Raw genomic sequence first — 18,622 nt, 5'->3', positions numbered from 1 at the left:
CTTTAAGGTGGATGAATGAGCAGGCAGATGGTGCGCCCCGGGGGGCGCAGCGCCCGGGTCCAGGCAGCGGTGCACACCGCCGTGCGCGAACTCGAGGCGGAGCTGGGCCGCGACGGTCTGACCGTGCCGCTGATCGCCCAGCGCGCGGAGGTCACCCCCTCCACGATCTACCGCCGCTGGGGAGACCTCGCGCAACTGCTGTCGGACGTGGCGGTCGAGCGTCTGCGGCCCGACACCGCGCCGCAGGACCACGGCGGGCTGGCGTCCGATCTGACGGCCTGGGCCGAGCAGTTCCTCGACGAGATGGCCTCCCCGGCCGGACGCGCCTACATCCGCGACGCCCTGCTGGGCGACCCGGACGGCAGCAACGCCGGCCAGTGCTCGGCCTACGCCGCCGACCAGGTCGATGTCATCCTGACCCGCGCGGCCGGACGCGGGGAGGACACCCCCGGTGTCGAGACGGTCGTCGACCATGTCGTGGCACCTCTGATGTACCGCATCCTCTTCCGCCCCGCCGGGCTCGACGCCGCGCACGCCCGCGGACTCGTGGCGGGGCTCCTCGAAGGGGATGCCGCCGAGAAGTGAGACCGGCCGGTGAGCGCCGGGGGTGAGTCAGCCTCGCGGGGCCGGAGTGCGCAGGAAGTCCGAGAGCGCCTCCAGCAGCCGGTCCACGTCCTCGGTGCTGGTGTAGGGGGCCAGGCCGATGCGCAGTCCCCCGGTGTCGCCCAGGCCCAGCCTGCGGGATGCCTCCACCGCGTAGAACGAACCGGAGGGGGCGTCGACGCCACGGCCGGCGAGGTAGCGGTAGGCGTCGGTGGTGTCGTGGCCGTCGATGGTCAGCAGCACGGTCGGGGTGCGGTCCACGGCGCGGGAGTGGATGGTGAGCGGGTCCAGTGCGGCCAGGCCCTCGTCGATGCGCCCGCGCAGCGTGGCCTCGTGCTCCTCGAGGGCCGCGAACGACGACGCCAGCCGCTCCCTGCGGCTGCCTTCGGCGCCGGGGTCCAGGGTGGCGAGGAAGTCGACGGCTGCGCGGGTGCCTGCGAGGAATTCATAGGGCAGGGTGCCGAATTCGAAGCGCTCGGGAACGGCGTTCGTCGAGGGGAGCAGCTTGTCCGGGGTCAGGGTCTCCAGAAGCTCGGGGTTGCCTGCGAGGACACCGAGGTGGGGGCCGAGGAACTTGTAGGGGGAGCAGACGAAGAAGTCCGCTCCGAGCCGCCGGATGTCGACATGGGCGTGGGCGGCGTAGTGCACGCCGTCCACATGGAGCAGCGCCCCGGCCGCGTGCACCCGCCGGGAGATCTCCGGGATGTCCGGGCGGGTGCCGATCAGGTTCGAGGCGGCGGTGACCGCCACCAGCCGGGTGCGATCGCCGAGCTGGGCACTGATGTCATCGGGGGTCAGCTCGCCGGTTGCGGGGTCGAAGTCGGCCCAGCGCACGGTGGCCCCGGCGGCCTCGGCGGCCTGGACCCAGGGGCGGATGTTGGAGTCGTGGTCCAGCCGGGACACCACCATCTCGTCGCCCGGTGACCAGGTCTTGGCGAGGGTGCGGGAGAAGTCGTAGATGAGGGCGGTGGCGCTGCGCCCGAAGACGATCCCGGCCGGGTCGGCACCGAGCAGGTCAGCCATGGCCCGCCGGGCCGACTGGACGAGCGCCTCGGCGTTGCGCTCCCCCGCGGTGAGATGGCCGCGGTTGGCCAGGGGGTTGGCCAGCGCGTCGGAGACGGCCTCGATGACGGGGAGCGGGGTCTGGGTGCCTCCCGGGCCGTCGAAGTGGGCCGACCCGGCCTTCAGCGCGGGGAACTGCGCGCGGATGGCGGTGATGTCGTATGTCACGAGCGGCTCCTTGCAGAGTGCCTTGGCGAGCGGGTGACCAGGGCGATCTTAGGCAGGCATGGGTGCGGAACGGCAGGGGGCGAGGACGGCCGCCGCGCCGGGGCGAGAACGGCCGCCGCGCCAGGGAGAGGACGGGCCGCCGCGCCGGGGAGAGCTGTCCGGCGCCCGGACGGCCACCCTGATTGAATCTGTACGTAGCGGGATGAATCACCATCCTCTTCCGCCGCGCAGGACCGGGACGCAGAAGGCGGTGGCGCCGACGTGAGCAGCGACTCTCCTCCCCCGCCCGAGCGACCGGGAGGGCGGGGCGTACGCCCTCGGCGTGGCGTGACCGGCGGACCGGCGGGGCGGGCCTCGCGGGCGGTGGCGCGGGCCCGGCGCTCCGGCTCCGCGGCCCTGACGGCGGCGGTGCGCCGGGCGGGGGACGAGAACGGCCGGGTCCATCCCGGGCTGCGGCTGGCCGCCGCGTACGCATGGCGTCTGATGGTCATCGGGGTGGCCGTCTATCTGGCGTTCACAGTGCTGGGCCGGTTCGAGCTCGTCGCGATCGCGGTGTTCCTGGCACTGGTGGCCACCGCCGTGCTGCGCCCGCTGGCCGATCTGCTGGCGCGGGTGTGTCCCAGGCCGCTGGCGGTGACGCTGGCGGTGTTCGGCACGCTGTTCGCGGTGTTGGGGCTGCTGGCGCTGGTGGGGACCGCGGCGGCCGCGGAGGCGGGCCGGCTGGTGGGCGAGCTGCGCGGCGGGATCGGGCGGATCGAGCGGTGGCTGGAGGGGCCGCCGTTCCATGTGCGGCACGGTGTGCTGTCGGGGGCCCACGACAAGGTCACCGCCTTTGTCTCACGGCATCGCGCGACACTGATCAGCAGGGCGCTCAGCAGTGCGGGGCGGGTCGTGGAGGCGGGCACGGCGGTGTTCCTGGCCCTGTTCTGTTCGGTCTTCTTCATCCATTCCGGCGACCGGATGTGGCAGTGGTTCCGGGGCCAGCTCCCCGAGCGCGCCCGGTCCCCGTGGGACCGGGCGGCGCGGGCGGCGTGGACCACCTTCGCCGGGTACACCCGGGGCATCATCGTCGTCGCGGCCTCCAACGCGACGCTGGTCGGCATCGCCCTCTTCCTGCTGCGGGTGCCGCTGGCCCTGCCGCTGACGCTGCTGGTCTTCTTCGCGACGTTCGTTCCGCTGATCGGTTCGCCGATCGCGCTGGCGGTGGCGACGGTGGTGGCCCTGGCCGGGCGGGGTCCGGCCATCGCGGCCGTGGTGCTGTTGCTGATCGTGGCGGTCGGTCAGTTCGAGGGCCATGTCCTGCATCCGCTGGTGATGAGCTGGGCGGTGCGGCTCCATCCGGTGGTGGTGGCGATTTCGGTCATCGCCGGAAGCATCGTGGCGGGGGTGGTCGGGGCGGTGGTGGCCGTGCCCATGGTGTCCGTCGCCTGGTCGGTGACGCGGGCGCTGCGCGATACCGGAGGCCGGAACACGCCCCTATAAATTGCATCTCAGATTCGCATTAACGTAATCTGCCGCCATGCGGCTGACGAAGTCAACGGACCTGGCACTCCGCACGATCATGCGGCTGGCGGTCACCGGCGCCGAGCCCTGCACGGCCCGGCAGGTCGCCGGGGAGATGCAGGTGCCCTACAGCCATCTGGCCAAGGTGGCGGCCCGGCTGCAGCATCTGGGGCTGATCGAGACACGGCGCGGACGGGGCGGCGGGCTGACGCTCACCGCGACCGGGCGCACCGCCTCGGTCGGCCAGCTGGTCCGGGAGCTCGAGGGGGTCGGCGATGTCGCCGACTGCGAGGGGGATGTGCCGTGTCCGCTGCGGCAGGGCTGCCGGCTGCGGATGGCGCTGCGCCGGGCGCAGGAGGCGTTCCTCACCTCGCTCGATCCCCTCACGGTCGACGATCTGGTGGCGTCCCCGACGGGCCCGGTGCTGCTGGGGCTGGTCGGGCGCGCACCCGGGCTGTCCCCATGAGGCCGTCGTCCGGGTTACGGAGCCCGGATCCCGTCCCGCCGAGCCGTGCTGACACGGAGGTCACCATGCCCGGTTCACCCAGGCCGTTTAATGCGAATCTGAGATACCAGTTAGGCCCGCTCATGCTCTCCCAGAAGTCCGCCGAGACCGTCCGCGCCACGCTTCCCGCCGTCGGTGAGGCCATCGGCACCATCACCGAGCTGTTCTACCGGAACCTCTTCGAGGCCCACCCGGAACTGCTGCGGAATCTGTTCAACCGGGCCAACCAGGCCGCGGGCACCCAACGGCAGGCCCTCGCGGGCGCCATCGCCGCGTTCGCCACCGCCCTGGTGGAGCGGCCGGGCACCCGCCCCGACGCCCTGCTGAGCCGGATCGCGCACAAGCACGCCTCGCTCGGGGTGAGCGCCGCGCAGTATCCCGTGGTGCACCGTCATCTGTCCGCCGCCATCGCGGAGGTGCTCGGCGACGCGGCCACCGAGGAGGTGACCGCCGCCTGGGACGAGGTCTACTGGCTGATGGCCAACGCCCTGATCGAGATCGAGCGGCGGCTGTACGCGGAGCAGGGCGTGCTGGTCGGCGGGACCTGGCGACAGTGGGAGGTGGCCGAGCGGGTCCGGGAGACGGCGGATGTGGTCACCTTCCGGATCCGGCCGGCGGACGGCCGTCCCGCCCCGGCGTTCAAGGCGGGCCAGTATGTCTCGGTGCAGGTGGAACTGGCCGACGGGGCGCGGCAGATCCGCCAGTACAGCCTGACCAACGGCCCCGGCGCCACGGTGCGCTCCTTCTCCGTCAAGCGCGAGAACGCGGGCGAGGGCCCGGCCGGTGAGGTCTCCGGCCATCTCCACGACCATGTCCACGAGGGCGATGAGCTGACCGTCTCCGCGCCCTACGGCGACGTCGTGCTCGACGCCACGGACACACCGCTGCTGCTCGCCTCCGCCGGGATCGGCTGCACCCCGATGGTGGCCATGCTGGAGGAGCTGACGGCCGGCGGACACCAGGCCCCGGTCATCGCCGTCCACGCCGACCGCTCCCCCGCCGATCACGCGCTGCGCGCCGACCAGGAGCGGCTGGTCACCAAGCTGGCGCGGGGCACCGCCCACACGTGGTACGAGCGGCCCGGGGGCGAGTGGCCGGCCGATCGCACCGGCCGCGTCGACCTGTCCGGCATCGAGATCCCGGACGGCGTCCAGGCGTATCTGTGCGGGCCGATGCCCTTCATGCGGTCGGTGCGGACCCAACTGCTGGAGCGGGGTGTGCACCCCTCCGCGATCCACTACGAGGTCTTCGGACCCGATCTGTGGCTGACGCGGGACGACGGCGAGGGTCACTGACCCTCACCGGCGCCCGTCCGCCCGATGTTGGCCGGATGAACTCGAATGGCCCAGAGGCCGGTCGCTTTTGCCGGGGGGAACGTGGGACCGTACGGACACGGGTTCTGCCCATTCCATACGCAACCATAACGAATGGTCCGTCCGGTACCCCCACATCGACGAGGAACCATGGATCGCGAAAAGATCACTCTCAGCGGCGCTCAGGAGACCTTGCTCGCCACGCTGTACGGCAGGGCGGTGGACAGCCGTTCACCGGACTCCATCCTGCACGACCACGCGGCCCAGGCGGCCGTGGAGCGCGTGGCCTACGACTTCGGCAAAACGGGGATGACGGACACGACGGCGGTCGGCATCGCCCTGCGGGCGAAACAGCTCGACGACTGGGCCATGGAGTTCCTGGCCGAGCAGCAGAAGGCGACCGTGCTCCATCTCGCATGCGGACTCGACACCCGGGTGCAGCGCCTCGACCCGCCGTCGTCGGTGCGCTGGCTCGACATCGACTACCCCGAGGTGATCGATCTGCGCCGCCGGCTGCTTCCCGAGCCGTCGGGAAACTACGAGATGGTCGGCGCCTCGGTGACCGATGAGGCGTGGTTGCGCGAGGTGCCGGACGACCGGCCCACCGTGGTCGTCGCCGAGGGGCTGACGATGTATCTGCGCAAGGAGGAGGGCAGGCGGCTGATCCAGCGGATCACCGAGCGGTTCCCCGGCGGCCAGCTGCTCTTCGACGTCTACGGGCCGCTGGGCATCCGGCTCCAGAAGATGGTCCCCGCGGTGCGCAACGCGGGCGCCACCCTCCACTGGGGCCTGGACGACCCTCATGAGGTGGAGACCTGGCATCCGGGGCTGACCTGCCTCGACGCGGTGCGCAGCGTGGACATGCCGGGGGTGGAGAAGATGCCGGCCGCCGGCCGGATGAGCATGCGGGTGATGGCGCATCTGCCCGGCTTCCGTGATGTGGGCCGGATTCTGCGCTACCGCTTCTAGCCGCTCCGGCCCGGCGCCGGGTTGGTCCCGGCGCCGGGCGGGGCGGTCAGGTGACCGCTATTTGATGCCCACCAGCATGGAGTAGCCGTCCGTCAGCGGTTCGATCCGGCTGCCGCTGAATCCCGTCTCCGCCAGCCAGGTGCGGCCGTCCGCCGCCGTGTACTCGAAGCCGGACCGGGTCTCGATGAGCATGTTCAGGCTGGCCAGCAGGCCGAAGGTGTTCTCCTTGCGGTCGTCGTCGATGATGGCGTCGTAGACGAGGACCGCTCCCCCGTCGGGCAGTGCGTCGTATGCCTTCTTCAGCAGCAGCCGCTTCTCCTCCAGGCCCCAGCCGTGCAGGATCTGGCCCAGCACGATCACATCGGCGCCGGGCAGGTCATCGGCGAAGAAGTCGCCGCCGTGGAAGGTGAGCCGGTCCTCCAGGCCGAAGGACGCCACGTACTTCTCGAAGACGGGCCGCACCCGGGGCAGTTCGAAGACACCGCCGCTCATATGGGGGTGACGCTGGGCCACCGCCACCGGGACGCAGCCCACCGCTCCGCCGACGTCCAGCACGGTCCGGTAGTCGGCCCAGGGGAACCGCTGGGCTATCACCATCGCCTTGCCCATGCTGAGCCCGGTCATTCCGTGCAGAAATCGCTCGAGACCCTCCTGGTCGTGGTAAATGGCGTCGAACACGTCGCCGCCCTGCTTGTGCTCGTTCTGCGGCTTCCCGGTTTGCAGCGCCTCGGTGAGCGACCCCCAGAAGGGATACAGCCGGCTGTTGGCCATCTCCAGGATGCCGCCCGCATAGGTGGCCTTCTCACGGTCGAGAAAGGTGTCGGCGGACGGGCTGTTGCGGTACACGCCCTCGGAACGCTCCAGGAAACCGAGGGCCACCAGCGCGTCGAGGAAGTCGGCGGCGCCGCGCGGGTGCAGTCCGAGCACCCCGGCCAGGTCACCGCCGGTGCGGGGGCCTTCGGCGAGCCGGGAGAAGAGATCCAGTTCCACCGCGGTGAGCAGCACCTTCGACGCCATGAAGCCGAGCCCGACCTCAAGAATGGGCTCGGGGCTGATCTCGTGCCGCATAAGGCTCCCTCACTGTTCCCGGATATGCGCTCTCGCCGCACCTGACCGTATTTGGACCTCCTTACGCTACCGTCCCGTTGCCCCCTACACGGGTCGCCGCCGGACCACCTTCCGGGCCGGGGACCGGATCCTGCTGAAGGCCGGTGGCTCCTGGAAGGGCCAACTGTGGCCGAAGGGCTCGGGCGAGAGGAACCGTCCGATCGTCATCGGCGGCTATGGCGGGGACATCGGGCATCGAGGCGTACCGCGGGTGCGGATCCAGGACAACTTCACGCACGACAACGGCGATGGCATTCTGCTGTGCCAGCACCGCTGATCGGCACCGGCACCGTCATCCCGGACAACGGTGGCCGTGACTACCGTGGCGCCCCGCTCTACCGCGGCCGCCCCGATACCGGCGCTGTCGAGGGGCCGCCGGGCGGACGCGCTTGACCTTGCCGCAGCGGCAGGGTTTCTACTGGCCATATGCGCATCGGAGAAATCGCCGCGCTCGTCGGAGTCACCTCCCGGACCGTGCGGCACTACCACCACATCGGTCTGCTGCCCGAGCCCAAGCGGCGCGCCAACGGATACCGGGTCTACACCCTCCGGGACGCCGTTCTGCTGGCCCGGATCCGGCGGCTGACCGAGCTCGGGCTCGCCCTGGACGAGGTGCGGGACGTCCTCGCGGACGACGCCGGGCGTGAGCTGGCCGAGGTGCTGGGCGAGCTGGACGCCGATCTCGCCCGTCAGGAACACGAGATCCAGCAGCGCCGCAAGGTGCTGGCGGCGCTGCTGGACGGCCCGCTCACAGCGGACGCGCCGCTCTCCCCCGCGCTCGTCGAGCTCCTGAAGGTGGCGCCCGCCACCTCCTCGCCGACCGCCGCCAGGGACCGCGAGCACCTGATGCTGCTCGAGGGAGTGATCGGCGGGGACGCGCTGTACGCGGCGCTGCGGCCGCTGGCCGAGGACCCCGCCGTGCTCCCGCTGTACGAGCGGCTGGACGAACTGGAGGAGGCCACGGCGGACGATCCCCGGATCGCGCCGCTGGCCGAGGAGCTGTCCGCCGCCGTACCGGAGGAGGTGCTGGCGGCCATCCCGGACAGCGGCCCGACGGCGACCGGCTTCGAGCAGGCGCTGCTCGACGACTATTCGCCCGCCCAGGCCGAGGTGGTGCGCCGGGTGATGAAGCAGCTGACCGTCCGGCGGGGCGGGAGGGCGTCATGAGCCGGGTCATGACGTTCGTACGGCCCCCCGGGCGCCGGGACGCCGCCCGGACAGAGGTGGCGCCGGATCCGTCAGCGGCGCCGCAGTGACGGGTCGAGCAGCGCGGGCGGGGTGTCGTGCTTCTCGTGCGCGGCGAGGTCGGTGCCGGGGGCCACGATCGCGTCGATCGCGTCGAGCACATCGGCCGAGAGCACGGTGTCGGCGGCGGCGAGCTGCGTGCGCAGATGGTCCAGTGTGCGGGGGCCGATGAGCGCGCTGGTCACGGCGGGATGCGCGGTGACGAATCCGAGGGCGAGCTGGATCATGGTCAGACCGGCCTCGTCGGCGACCTTGGCCAGCCGCTCGACGGCGTCGAGCCTGGCCCGGTTGGAGGGGATGGTGACATCGAAGCGCTCCGGCATCATCGCCGAGCGGCTGGTGGTGATGGACCGGCCCGCACGGACGGCGCCCGACAGCCAGCCCGAGGCCAGCGGGCTCCACACCAGCACCCCGAGCCCGTACTCGTCGGTGACCGGCAGTACGTCGCGCTCGATTCCGCGCTGCAGGATCGAGTAGCTGGGCTGTTCGGTGACATAGCGGCTCAGGTGGTGCTCACGGGCGGCCCACTGGGCCTGGACGACTCGGTAGGCGGGGAAGGTCGAGGAACCGAAGTAGCGGATCTTCCCCGCGCGCTGGAGGTCGGTGAGCGCCGACAGCGTCTCCTCGTCGCTGGTGGCCGGGTCCCACCGGTGGATCTGGTAGAGATCGACATGGTCGACGCCGAGTCGGCGCAGGCTGTTGTCCAGCTCGGTGACCAGCCAGCGGCGTGAGCCGCCCCGGTGGTTGGGCTCGTCGCCCATGGGCATGCCCGCCTTCGTGGCCAGCACGATGCCGTCGCGGCGGCCGGCGATGGCCTTGCCGACCATCTCCTCCGACTCACCGGCGCTGTACATGTCGGCGGTGTCGATGAGGTTGATCCCGGCCTCGAGAGCGGCGTCGACGAGGGCGGTGGCCTCGCCCTGACCGGTGCGCCCGATCCTGCCGAAGTTCATCGCGCCGAGCGCGAGGGAGCTGACCTGCACACCGGTGCGGCCCAAGGTGCGGTACTGCATGACCGTGTTCCTCCACTGCGGGGAAGCGTGGTGGCATTGCGCGGCGGCAATGCGCGGTTTGGCCGCCGGGCCCCGCTCTGGCATCATAAGCAAACGGAACCTGGCTCCGGTAAAGATACGGAACGTTGTTCCGCTTGACAAGCCCGGCAGTGGAGGGAGCGGCGCGGTGAACGACGGCGACAAGGGCGCGGGACCCTCGGCCCGGTCCAAGCGGGCGGACGCCCGGCGCAATCAGGAGACCCTGCTCGACGCGGCCGCCTCGGTCTTCGTCGCCTCGGGCGTGGAAGCACCGGTGCGCGACATCGCGGCCAAGGCCGGTGTCGGGGTGGGCACGATCTACCGCCACTTCCCGACCCGGGCGGACCTGATCATCGCCGTCTACCGGCACCAGGTCGAGGCCTGCGCCGAGGCCGGTCCGGCCCTGCTGGCGAGCAGCGCGACCCCGCATGCCGCGCTGGGGCAGTGGATCAATCTCTTTGTCGACTTCCTGGTCACCAAGCACGGCCTCGCCGCCGTGCTGCGGTCCGACAACACGAGCTTCGACACGCTGCACTCGTACTTCATCGACCGCCTGCTGCCCGTGTGCACCCAGCTGCTCGACGCGGCGGCCGGCGCCGGGGAGATCCGACCCGGACTGAAGGCGTACGAGCTCATGCGCGGCGTCGGGAACCTCTGCATCGGCGCCGAGCACGACCCCGGCTACGACGCGCGCCGACTGGTCGCACTCCTCGTCGAGGGGCTGCGCCAACCCCGCTGACGGCGCCCGACGTCTGAGTACGTACCTGAGTATCCGGGCGGATGCGGAGCCGACCGCATCCGCCCATCCTTGTCCGCATGAGTGAGACACCGGTCAAGCAGCAGAGCACGGCCGCGTTCTACGGTCAGGCGATCGCGTCCTTCGCCGTCGCCATGGCCGCCACCGCCGTCGGCATCTTCCAGCTGAGCGCCAACGCCTGGGTGCGCGGCTTCCTCGCCATCTCCGTGCTCTACCTGGTGACCTCCGCCTTCACCCTGGCCAAGGTGATCCGGGACCGGCAGGAGGCCGGGCAGATCGTCAGCCGGGTCGATCAGGCGCGGGTGGAGCAGCTGCTCGCGAACCACGATCCCTTCGAGAAGCTGTAGCCTCACGATCCGTTCGCGAAGCTGCGGACCTGCCGCGCGCCACCCCGGCGCTACTCGTCGATGACGAGCCCCTTGGCCTCCAGTACCGCCGCCAGCCGGCTGACCTCGATCACGCTCTTCCCCGCGCGGTAGGCGGCGATATACGCGTCTTCCGCGTCGACGCGGGCCTGGGACCTGGCTATGACGTCCTTCAGGTCTTCGCGGCGCACCACCACGACCCCGTCGGCGTCCGCGCGCACCACGTCTCCCGGGCGGACGACCTCGCCGCCGATCAGGACGGGTTCGGCCATCGGGCCTACGGTCTCCTTGACCGTGCCCTTCATGCTGACGCTGTACGAGAACACCGGGAAACCCAGCTTCCGCAGCTCCTGTGTGTCGCGGACACCGGTGTCGGTGATGAGACCGCCCAGGCCCTTCGCCACACACGCGTTGGCCAGCACATCGCCGAAGGAGCCCGCCTCGGCGTACTGGCCCGCGGAGACCACGATGACATCGCCGGGGCGGGCGTGGGCGATGGCCACCTGGAGCATGATGTTGTCCCGTGGCGCGCAGCGCACGGTGAAGGCGGGGCCGCAGACCGACATGGTGGGATCGATCGGCTTGATGGTGGAGTCCAGGGCCCCGAGGCGGCCCTGGGCCTCGTGGACGGTGGCGGCGGAGTACCCGCTCAGCTGGTCGACGAGGGCGGGGTCGGGCCGGTCGAACCGGGTGGTGACGCGCAGCATGTGGCTCCTTGAGGTGTTCAGGAAAGGTCCGCACAGGCGCGGGCGATGCCCTCGCAGGCCGCGGTGAGGATGTCGTGGGAGGCCGCGAAGGAGACGCGGAAGTACCCCGGTGCGCCGTACGCGGCGCCGTGGATCACCGCCACCCGCCGTGACTCCAGCAGATGGGCGGCGAAGTCCTCACCGGTGCGAATCTCGTCGCCGGACGGGGTGCGCCTGCCGATGACTCCGGCGCAGTTGACGAAGGCGTAGAAGCCACCGCTGGGCGGGGTGCAGGAGAGACCGGGGGTGTCATTGATCCGTTTGACCACGTCGTCGCGGCGCCCGCGGTAGACGGACACGCAGTCGCGGACGAAGCTCTGATCGCCGGTGAGGGCGGCGGTGGCGGCGGCCTGGCTGATGGACGAGGGGCACGAGGAGATCTGGGACTGCAGGGTGTTGACGGCGCCGACGAGTTCGGCGTTGCCCGCGCCGTATCCGATCCGCCAGCCGGTCATCGCATAGGTCTTGGAGACGCCGTTGGTGAGGAAGACCCGGTCGGCCAGGCGCGGTTCGACGCCCGCCATGCTGGGGACGCGGCCCGGCCCGTACCAGATCTCGTCATAGATCTCGTCGGTGAGCACCTGGACGTGTGGGTGGTCGAGCAGCACCTCGGCGAGCGCGCGCAGTTCCCCGGCGGTGTAGGCGGCGCCCGTAGGGTTGCCCGGGGAGTTGAGGACGACCCAGCGGGTGCGGTCGGTGAGGGCCGGGGCGAGCCGCTCGGGGGTCAGCTTGAACCCGTCCGCCTCCGGGCAGTCCACGATGACCGGTGTGCCGTCGTTGGCGAGCACCATGTCCGGGTAGGACACCCAGTACGGGGCGGGGATGACGACCTCGTCACCCGCGTCCAGGGTAGCCATCAGGGCGAGGAAGATGACCTGCTTCCCGCCGCCGCCGACCACGATCCGGTCTCCGGGACAGTCCAGTCCGTGGCGCAGCCGGAGCCGGTCCGCGATGGCGGCCCGCAGCTGCGGGGTGCCGTTGACGGGGGTGTACTTGGTGGCGCCCTGCCGCATCGCCTCGATCGCGGCGTCCTTCACATGGTCGGGGGTGTCGAAGTCGGGCTCGCCCACGGTGAGGTCGAGGATGTCCAGGCCCTGGGCCTTCAGCTCCCGGACCCGCTGGGCGGCCGCCGTGCTCGGTGAGGGCTTGACGCGGCTCACGCGCTGCGCGGTGCTCATTCAGTCCGTCCTCCGCTCGAAGTTGAGGCCACCGGGCACCTGGAAGGTGGGCAGGATCTCCACATGGCCGATGTTCACGTGGCGCGGTGATCCGACCGCGTACTCGATGGCGTCGGCGATGTCCTCCGGCTTCAGCGACTCGTAGCCGTCGTAGTACTGCCGCCGCGCCTCCTCCATGTCGCCCAGCAGCCGGCCGAAGATCTCCGTTTCCACCCGCCCGGGGCAGATCTCGGTGACCCGGATGCGGCGGCCGTACGCGTCGACCCGGAGCTGGCGGGAGAGGGTGTGCACGGCCGATTTGGTGGCGTGGTAGATGGTGTTTCCGCCGAAGTTGTAGACGGCGGCGATGGAGCTGATGTTCACGATGTGTCCGAGGTCGCGTGCGACCATCCCGGGCATGACCAGCCGTACCAGGTGCAGAACGGCTTGGACGTTGACCGCTATCTGCTCGTCGATGGCGAACTCGTCGGCGGTGAGGATGTTTCCGGAGCGCGATACCCCGGCGTTGTTGACGAGCAGGTCGACGTCGACGCCGTGCAGTTCCCCGGTGAGCGCGGAGGTGTCCGTGATGTCGACGGCGTGGGGAACGCAACCGGTCCGCCGGGCGAGGTCGTCCAGCCGCCCGGCGTCGCGGGCGAGCGCGTGGACCTCGAGGCCCTGCTTGGCCAGCCGTTCGACGACCACCGCCCCGATACCGGTTGAGGCGCCGGTCACCAGTGCGGTCTTGTAGTCGGAAAAGGGCATATGTCCTGCACTCCTTGGAGATGGGGATGGTTCGGGTGAGGGAGCGGCGGGCGGGTGGTCCGGGTCGTGGAGCGGCCCGGCGTTACGCGTCGCGCAGCGGCAGATGGGCCCTGTCCGACACCCGGGAGACGGCGATGAGCGTGCCGAGGGCGGTGATGACCGCGTAGAAGGCGGGCATGGTGACGTTGCCGGTACGGCTGATGAGGAAGGCCATCAGCAGGGGCGCGGTGCCCCCGAACAGGGCCGAGGAGATGTTGTAGCCCAGACCGTAGGCGGAGTAGCGCACCCGGGTGGGGAAGAGTTCGACGAGCAGGATGTGGATGACGCCGGTGTGGCCCGCGAAGATGGCGGCCATGACGCATGCGCCGATGACGGCCAGCGCCACATTGCCCGTGCCGATGAGCAGGTAACAGGGCACACCCGCGATGGCCATGGCGATGGCGGCGGCCATGAGTACCTTCTTCCGCCCGATCCGGTCGGAGAGCGCGCCCATGAACGGGATGGCGAGGGAGATGGTCACCAGGCTGGCCGCGGTGACCAGCAGACTCTGCACCTTGCCGAAGTGCAGCTCACCGCTCATGAAGGTCGGCATATAGCTGAACAGCACGTAGTAGCCGGATCCGTTCATGAGCGGGATGAACAGGGCGAGCACCATCGCGCGGCGGTGCTCGGCGGAGGCGAACGCCTCCTTGAGCGGGTTCTTGGACAGCCCGCCCTCCTCCCTCAGCCGGGTGAAGTTCGGCGTGTCGCTGATGCGCTTGCGGATGTAGAGCCCGGCGATGCCCAGCGGAATGGCCAGCAGGAACGGAATGCGCCAGCCGTAGGACTCCATGGCGTCCGCCCCGAGGCCGCTGGTCATGCCCGCCGCGATCAGCGTGCCGGTCAGCAGGGAGAGGAACGAGGCGATCTGCGCGTAGCTGGTGTACAGGCCGCGTTTGCCCTCGGGGGCGTGCTCCGCGAGGAAGGTCATCGCGCCCGATGCCTCGCCACCGACGGAGAAGCCCTGGAGCACCCGCAGCAGGATCAGCAGCGCGGGGGCGGCCACACCGATGCCCGCGTACGTCGGCAGCAGGCCGATCGCCGCCGTCGCCACGCTGATCAGCATGATGACGAAGACGAGCATCCGCTGCCGGCCCATGCGGTCACCGAGGTGGCCGCAGATGATGCCGCCGAGGGGGCGGAAGAAGAACGAGACGGCGTATCCGAGGAAGACGAGCTGCACCTGTACCGCGTTGGTGGCGTCCGGGAAGAAGACGGCGCCCAACGTGCCCGCCATGAAACCGAAGATGCCGTTGTCGTAGAGCTCGGCGAAGATGCCGACACACCCGGCGAGCGTCACCTTCCTCGCGGTTCTGGGATCGACGGCATGGGAGGCCGGCTGAGCGGCGACGGCGGTCATGATGTCTCTTTTCTGCTGGCGGGGCAGGGCTGGTGGGGACGGATCACGCACAGCTGGGAGGGGACGGGCCAGAAGAAGGTGTCAGGGGGTGGCGGGGATGCGGAGGGCGTCGAAGGCCGTGCGCACACGGGACTTGAGCGCGTGGATGGCGTGGCGCTGGGCTCGGTGGGCGCTCACGGCGTCGGCGACCGTACGGCGCCGGAACCGGATGGACTGGCCGGGTCTGGCCTGCCCGAGCGCGGACAGACCCGTGGCCGTCACCACCGCGAGCACCGGGTATCCGGCGGTGACACCGCGGCCGCGGTGCAGGACGAGCAGTTCGTCGCCCGCGGGCACCTCGACCGCGCCGACGGGCACCCCCCGGGAGAGCGGTTCGCCGCTCGTCGTCCGCCGTGGCACATCACCGCTCAGGCGCAGCCCGATGTGGTTGCTCCGCGGGGTCACGGTGAACGCCGACCGGAACAGCCGCTCGGCGGTGTCGCCGAATTCCTCCAGGTCGGGACCGTCGGTCACATCGATGGTCCAGGAGTCGCCGAAGTGCGCCACGGGCGCGTTCAGCCGGAACAGCGGTATCCGGAACACCGGGTGGTCGATCGGCGGGCAGTGCGTACGCAAGGCCAGCTCATCGTCGCCGCGCAGGGTCTGCGCGAAGCCCAGGATGGTGTCGGGGGCGCAGCTGCCGAGCAGGGACGGGGTCTCCACCGAGCCGAGAACGGCCAGGTAGACCCGCAGGCCCAGCCGGATGCCGGTGACGGCGATGGTCTCCCCGGCGGGTACCGAAACCGGCTCCCACTGGTCGCGCCGGACGCCGCCCACGGTCAACTCGGCGGGCGCGCCGGTCACCGCGATCAGCACATCCGTGGAGGGGGTACAGCTGAAGTCCAGTGCGGTGATTTCGATCAGCGGCGCGCCCTCGTCGTTTCCGGCCAGCACATTGGCCACGCGGGCGGAGTGCTGGTCGAGTGCTCCGTTGACCGGCAGTCCGTAGCGGGAGTGGCCGAAGCGGCCGAGGTCCTGCACGGTGGCGAGCCCCGCGCGGTGAACTGTCAGGGTGTCAGCCATGGGCGGCCGCCAGGGGGGTGCCCGCGTGCTCGTCCCACCGCGCCGGGTCGATCGGCACGAACTGGAAGGTGTCACCGGGCCGGTACGGGGCCAGTGGCTCGGCGTCGAGGTCGAGGACGCGCAGCGGTGTACGGCCCAGCAGTGGCCAGCCGCCGGGCGAGGGCATGGGCGAGACGACGGCCTGCCGCCCGGCCACCGCGATCGAGCCGGGCACGACGCTGATGCGTGGCGAGGCCAGCCGTGGGACGGGCCTCGGGAAGGCGGGGCCGTCCATCATCGGGGCCGCCGCCGGGGCTCCGAGGCAGCGTACGGTGAGCGGGGCCGCGGAGTGCAACGCCACCACCTCATGCTCGGTCAGCCCCAACTGCTCGGCGACCAGGGGCAGATCGGGGCCGTGGTCACCGCCGTACACCACCGGCACCACGAAGCGCCGGGAGCGTGTCGCCGGAAAGGAGCGCTCGCCGAGCCGGTCGGCCTCGTGGCGCAGGGCACGCCGTACCGTCGTGTGATCGGTGTGGAAGCAGTCGAACTCGATCAGCAGCGAGTCGTAGGTGGGCACGATGCCGTACACCCCGCCGGGCCGGGCCGCCTCGAACGCGTCGGCCAGGGCGTGCACGGTGTGCCAGGCGCGGGCGGTGTCCCCGTCCACGGCCTTGACCACGATGGCCGAGTCACCGCAGTCCGCGATCACGATGTCGCCGCCCATCTCAGGCGCTCACACCGGTCGTGGCGTCGCCGGGCCTGGCGTCGCTGGCCGTGGCGCCCGCCTTGGCGTCCAGGACGTCGGCCAGCGGGGCGATCCGCACGCCGTCGGCGAGGAGTTCGCCGCGTATCCGGTGTGCGAGCGTGATGGCCCCGGGGGTGTCGCCGTGCAGCAGCACGGTGTCGCACTCGACCGGGAGGTCACGCCCGCCGACGGTGCGCACCACCCCTTCGGTGACCATCCGGACGGTCCGCTCGGCGATCTCGCCCGGGTCGTGGATCACCGCACCGGGTTCGCTCCTGGGCACCAGCGTGCCGTCGTCGCGGTAGGCCCGGTCGGCGATCCCGACGATGCCGACCCGCAGGCCACGGGCGCGCGCGGCATCGGCGAGGGCGCCGTCCTGAGCCAGGACGATCAGCGACCGGCCGAGCGACTCGACGGCGTCGGCCACCGCCTCCGCGTAGTCCGGCCGGGTCGCCACCAGATTGCCGAGGCGGCCGTGCGGCGCGATATGGCGCACCTGGGTGTGGTGCGCGGTGGCGAACGCCCGCAGGGCCCCGATCTGGTACAGCGTGTCGGTCCGGACCTCGTCCGGGGTCAGCTCCATCGCCCGGCGGCCGAAGCCGACGAGATCGGGAAAGCTGGGGTGTGCGCCCACGGCGACACCGCGCCGGACACAGTGGCGGACGGTCGCGTCCATGATCCGCGGGTCTCCCGCGTGGAATCCGCATGCGATATTGGCCGATGTCAGCACGTCCAGCAGCGCTTCGTCGTCCCCCATGGTGTAGGCGCCGAACCCCTCGCCCAGATCTGCCACGAGATCGACCATGTGCTTCATGACGTCCTCCAGACAATGGAAGAAAAAGGCGACATCGCCGCTTCTTCGTTTTCGGCTCCGTAAACCGGCTGGTCAGCGTCCGCTCCCGACTCGCGTTCACGGCGTTGACCGGGTCGTCGGCATTTCCGCGGTCGCCGCGGAATGGCACGGTTTCCCGCGGTCGAGTGGCCCCGGAATCCGTGTTTCGGTGAACCTAATCCCGCTGTCGGGTGGCGGCAAATACGCGTTCGATCTGACGTAATCGCCGCTGGATATGACCTGGCCCACACGCGCCACCGTCCGACGGACGCCGTGGGCCTACCATGAGACTCCGCTGAGGCTGGAGGCCCATCCATGGACACCAGGCGTCTGTACTCGTTCGTGAAGATCGTCGACGCCGGGAGCATCACGCGCGCGGCCGACATCCTGCATATCGCCCAGCCCGCGCTCAGCCAGCAACTCTCCATGCTGGAAGCCCAGTTCAAACAGCAACTGCTGATCCGCAGCAAACGCGGGGTGGCGCCCACCGAAGCGGGCCGGGCGCTGTACCGGCACGCGCAGCTCATCCTGCGCCAGGTCGATCTGGCACATGCGGCGGTCGATGTCTCGGGACGGACCCCGGCCGGCAGTGTCTCGGTGGGCCTGGCCCCGTACAGCATGGGCGCGGCGCTCGCGCTTCCGCTGCTCAGGAGCGTGCGCGAGCGCTACCCCGACATCCTGCTGCACATCAACGAGAACTTCGGCGGGGTCATCAGCGAAGCGATCATGACCGGCCGGATGGACATGGCCTTCATCTACGGGGCCGGTCCGCTCCGGGGGGTGCAGTTCGAGCCGCTGCGCACCGAGGATCTGTTTCTGATCGCCGCCCCGGGCGCGGACATTCCGGGCGGGGAGGGTGAGGTGGCGCTGAAGGAACTGGTCGACGTCGGTCTGCTGCTGCCCAGCCGCATTCACACCATCCGCCAGGTGGTGGAAGCCGCGTTCCAGCAGGCGTCGCTCCAGCCCCGGGTGATCGGTGAGCTCGAATCGGTCCTGACCCTGGTCAGCGCCGTGGGCGCGGATCTCGGGGCGACGGTGCTGCCCTGGTCGGCGGCGCGCGCCATCCTCGATGTGCGGAACCTGGAGGTACGGCGGATCGTCGAGCCGGCCATCCAGGTCAAGCTCTCCCTCTGCACCTCCGACCATCAGCCGCTGTCGGAGCCCGCCCATGCCGTGCACGACCTGTTCCACGAGCTGATCACCGACTTCGGCTAGGCCGTGTTTTAGAACTCGCTGACCTGCCTGGTTGGCCGTCCGGGGAAGTCGCGGGCGGCCATCCAGATCGTGAGGTCGCGGGCGATGTCGC

Annotated in this window: 20 protein-coding genes; 10 read left to right on the top strand and 10 right to left on the bottom strand. The window is 70.7% G+C overall.

Translation table 11 applies throughout. The features are described 5' to 3' along the window. The first annotated feature begins 15 nt into the window (after positions 1-15). Complete coding sequence (locus J2Z30_RS42125; protein WP_044580213.1) at positions 16-585, top strand: TetR-like C-terminal domain-containing protein; 570 nt, start codon at positions 16-18, stop codon at positions 583-585. A gap of 27 nt (positions 586-612) precedes the next feature. Here J2Z30_RS42125 and J2Z30_RS42120 read toward each other — a convergent pair whose 3' ends face one another. Then, on the bottom strand, positions 613-1,833 hold the full coding sequence (locus J2Z30_RS42120) for a cysteine desulfurase-like protein (protein ID WP_044580212.1): 1,221 nt from the start codon (positions 1,831-1,833) through the stop codon (positions 613-615). A gap of 363 nt (positions 1,834-2,196) precedes the next feature. On the opposite strand from J2Z30_RS42120, the gene J2Z30_RS42115 reads away from it, so the two are divergent. From J2Z30_RS42115 to J2Z30_RS42100, 4 genes are all read left to right on the top strand, one after another. Beyond that, a complete protein-coding gene (locus tag J2Z30_RS42115; protein WP_044582485.1) occupies positions 2,197-3,315 on the top strand; it encodes an AI-2E family transporter in 1,119 nt (372 codons plus the stop codon). 37 nt (positions 3,316-3,352) lie between these two features. Then, complete coding sequence (locus J2Z30_RS42110) at positions 3,353-3,802, top strand: RrF2 family transcriptional regulator (protein WP_044580211.1); 450 nt, start codon at positions 3,353-3,355, stop codon at positions 3,800-3,802. A 122-nt stretch (positions 3,803-3,924) separates the two neighbouring features. Next, positions 3,925-5,136: a globin domain-containing protein gene (locus J2Z30_RS42105; RefSeq protein ID WP_044580210.1), complete on the top strand. Its 1,212-nt coding sequence runs from the start codon at positions 3,925-3,927 to the stop codon at positions 5,134-5,136. A 168-nt stretch (positions 5,137-5,304) separates the two neighbouring features. Beyond that, complete coding sequence (locus tag J2Z30_RS42100) at positions 5,305-6,123, top strand: class I SAM-dependent methyltransferase (RefSeq protein WP_044580209.1); 819 nt, start codon at positions 5,305-5,307, stop codon at positions 6,121-6,123. 57 nt (positions 6,124-6,180) lie between these two features. Here J2Z30_RS42100 and J2Z30_RS42095 read toward each other — a convergent pair whose 3' ends face one another. Further along, positions 6,181-7,191 (bottom strand): methyltransferase, encoded by a 1,011-nt coding sequence (locus J2Z30_RS42095; protein ID WP_044580208.1) that lies wholly within the window; start codon positions 7,189-7,191, stop codon positions 6,181-6,183. A 300-nt stretch (positions 7,192-7,491) separates the two neighbouring features. Here J2Z30_RS42095 and J2Z30_RS51165 point away from each other — a divergent pair, with 300 nt between their 5' ends. Further along, positions 7,492-7,623: a hypothetical protein gene (locus J2Z30_RS51165; protein ID WP_281062814.1), complete on the top strand. Its 132-nt coding sequence runs from the start codon at positions 7,492-7,494 to the stop codon at positions 7,621-7,623. Positions 7,624-7,656: 33 nt separating this feature from the next. Next, positions 7,657-8,397, top strand: a complete 741-nt coding sequence (locus J2Z30_RS42090) for a MerR family transcriptional regulator (protein ID WP_044580207.1) — start codon at positions 7,657-7,659, stop codon at positions 8,395-8,397. Between the two features lie 71 nt (positions 8,398-8,468). On the opposite strand, the gene J2Z30_RS42085 is transcribed toward J2Z30_RS42090, so the two are convergent. Next, entirely contained in the window at positions 8,469-9,488 is a 1,020-nt protein-coding gene (locus J2Z30_RS42085; RefSeq protein ID WP_044580206.1) for an aldo/keto reductase, read from the bottom strand. 166 nt (positions 9,489-9,654) lie between these two features. Between J2Z30_RS42085 and J2Z30_RS42080 the strand changes: the two genes are divergently transcribed. After that, complete coding sequence (locus J2Z30_RS42080; RefSeq protein ID WP_044580205.1) at positions 9,655-10,245, top strand: TetR/AcrR family transcriptional regulator; 591 nt, start codon at positions 9,655-9,657, stop codon at positions 10,243-10,245. 77 nt (positions 10,246-10,322) lie between these two features. Then, positions 10,323-10,610: a YiaA/YiaB family inner membrane protein gene (locus J2Z30_RS42075; protein WP_044580204.1), complete on the top strand. Its 288-nt coding sequence runs from the start codon at positions 10,323-10,325 to the stop codon at positions 10,608-10,610. A 50-nt stretch (positions 10,611-10,660) separates the two neighbouring features. On the opposite strand, the gene J2Z30_RS42070 is transcribed toward J2Z30_RS42075, so the two are convergent. The 7 genes from J2Z30_RS42070 to J2Z30_RS42040 form a co-directional block, all read right to left on the bottom strand. After that, positions 10,661-11,335: a 4-carboxy-4-hydroxy-2-oxoadipate aldolase/oxaloacetate decarboxylase gene (locus tag J2Z30_RS42070; RefSeq protein WP_044580203.1), complete on the bottom strand. Its 675-nt coding sequence runs from the start codon at positions 11,333-11,335 to the stop codon at positions 10,661-10,663. Positions 11,336-11,352: 17 nt separating this feature from the next. Beyond that, entirely contained in the window at positions 11,353-12,552 is a 1,200-nt protein-coding gene (locus J2Z30_RS42065) for an aspartate transaminase (protein ID WP_044580202.1), read from the bottom strand. Continuing rightward, a complete protein-coding gene (locus J2Z30_RS42060; RefSeq protein ID WP_044580201.1) occupies positions 12,553-13,296 on the bottom strand; it encodes an SDR family oxidoreductase in 744 nt (247 codons plus the stop codon). Positions 13,297-13,378: 82 nt separating this feature from the next. After that, on the bottom strand, positions 13,379-14,695 hold the full coding sequence (locus tag J2Z30_RS42055; RefSeq protein WP_044580200.1) for an MFS transporter: 1,317 nt from the start codon (positions 14,693-14,695) through the stop codon (positions 13,379-13,381). A gap of 81 nt (positions 14,696-14,776) precedes the next feature. After that, on the bottom strand, positions 14,777-15,757 hold the full coding sequence (locus J2Z30_RS42050; protein ID WP_044580199.1) for a 5-oxoprolinase subunit C family protein: 981 nt from the start codon (positions 15,755-15,757) through the stop codon (positions 14,777-14,779). Next, a complete protein-coding gene (locus J2Z30_RS42045) occupies positions 15,750-16,463 on the bottom strand; it encodes a 5-oxoprolinase subunit B family protein (RefSeq protein WP_044580198.1) in 714 nt (237 codons plus the stop codon). The genes J2Z30_RS42050 and J2Z30_RS42045 overlap by 8 nt, the downstream gene beginning before the upstream one ends. Position 16,464: 1 nt before the next feature. Then, the gene (locus tag J2Z30_RS42040; RefSeq protein ID WP_044580197.1) at positions 16,465-17,298 is read right to left on the bottom strand and encodes a LamB/YcsF family protein; all 834 of its coding nucleotides are present in this window, start codon (positions 17,296-17,298) and stop codon (positions 16,465-16,467) included. 333 nt (positions 17,299-17,631) lie between these two features. On the opposite strand from J2Z30_RS42040, the gene nac reads away from it, so the two are divergent. Next, complete coding sequence (gene nac, locus J2Z30_RS42035) at positions 17,632-18,531, top strand: nitrogen assimilation transcriptional regulator NAC (RefSeq protein ID WP_078957165.1); 900 nt, start codon at positions 17,632-17,634, stop codon at positions 18,529-18,531. Positions 18,532-18,622 lie beyond the last annotated feature (91 nt).

The sequence above is a fragment of the Streptomyces iranensis genome (assembly GCF_017874715.1).
In the GTDB taxonomy this organism is placed as follows: Bacteria; Actinomycetota; Actinomycetes; order Streptomycetales; family Streptomycetaceae; genus Streptomyces; species Streptomyces iranensis.
This window is presented reverse-complemented; position numbering and strand designations above follow the sequence as displayed.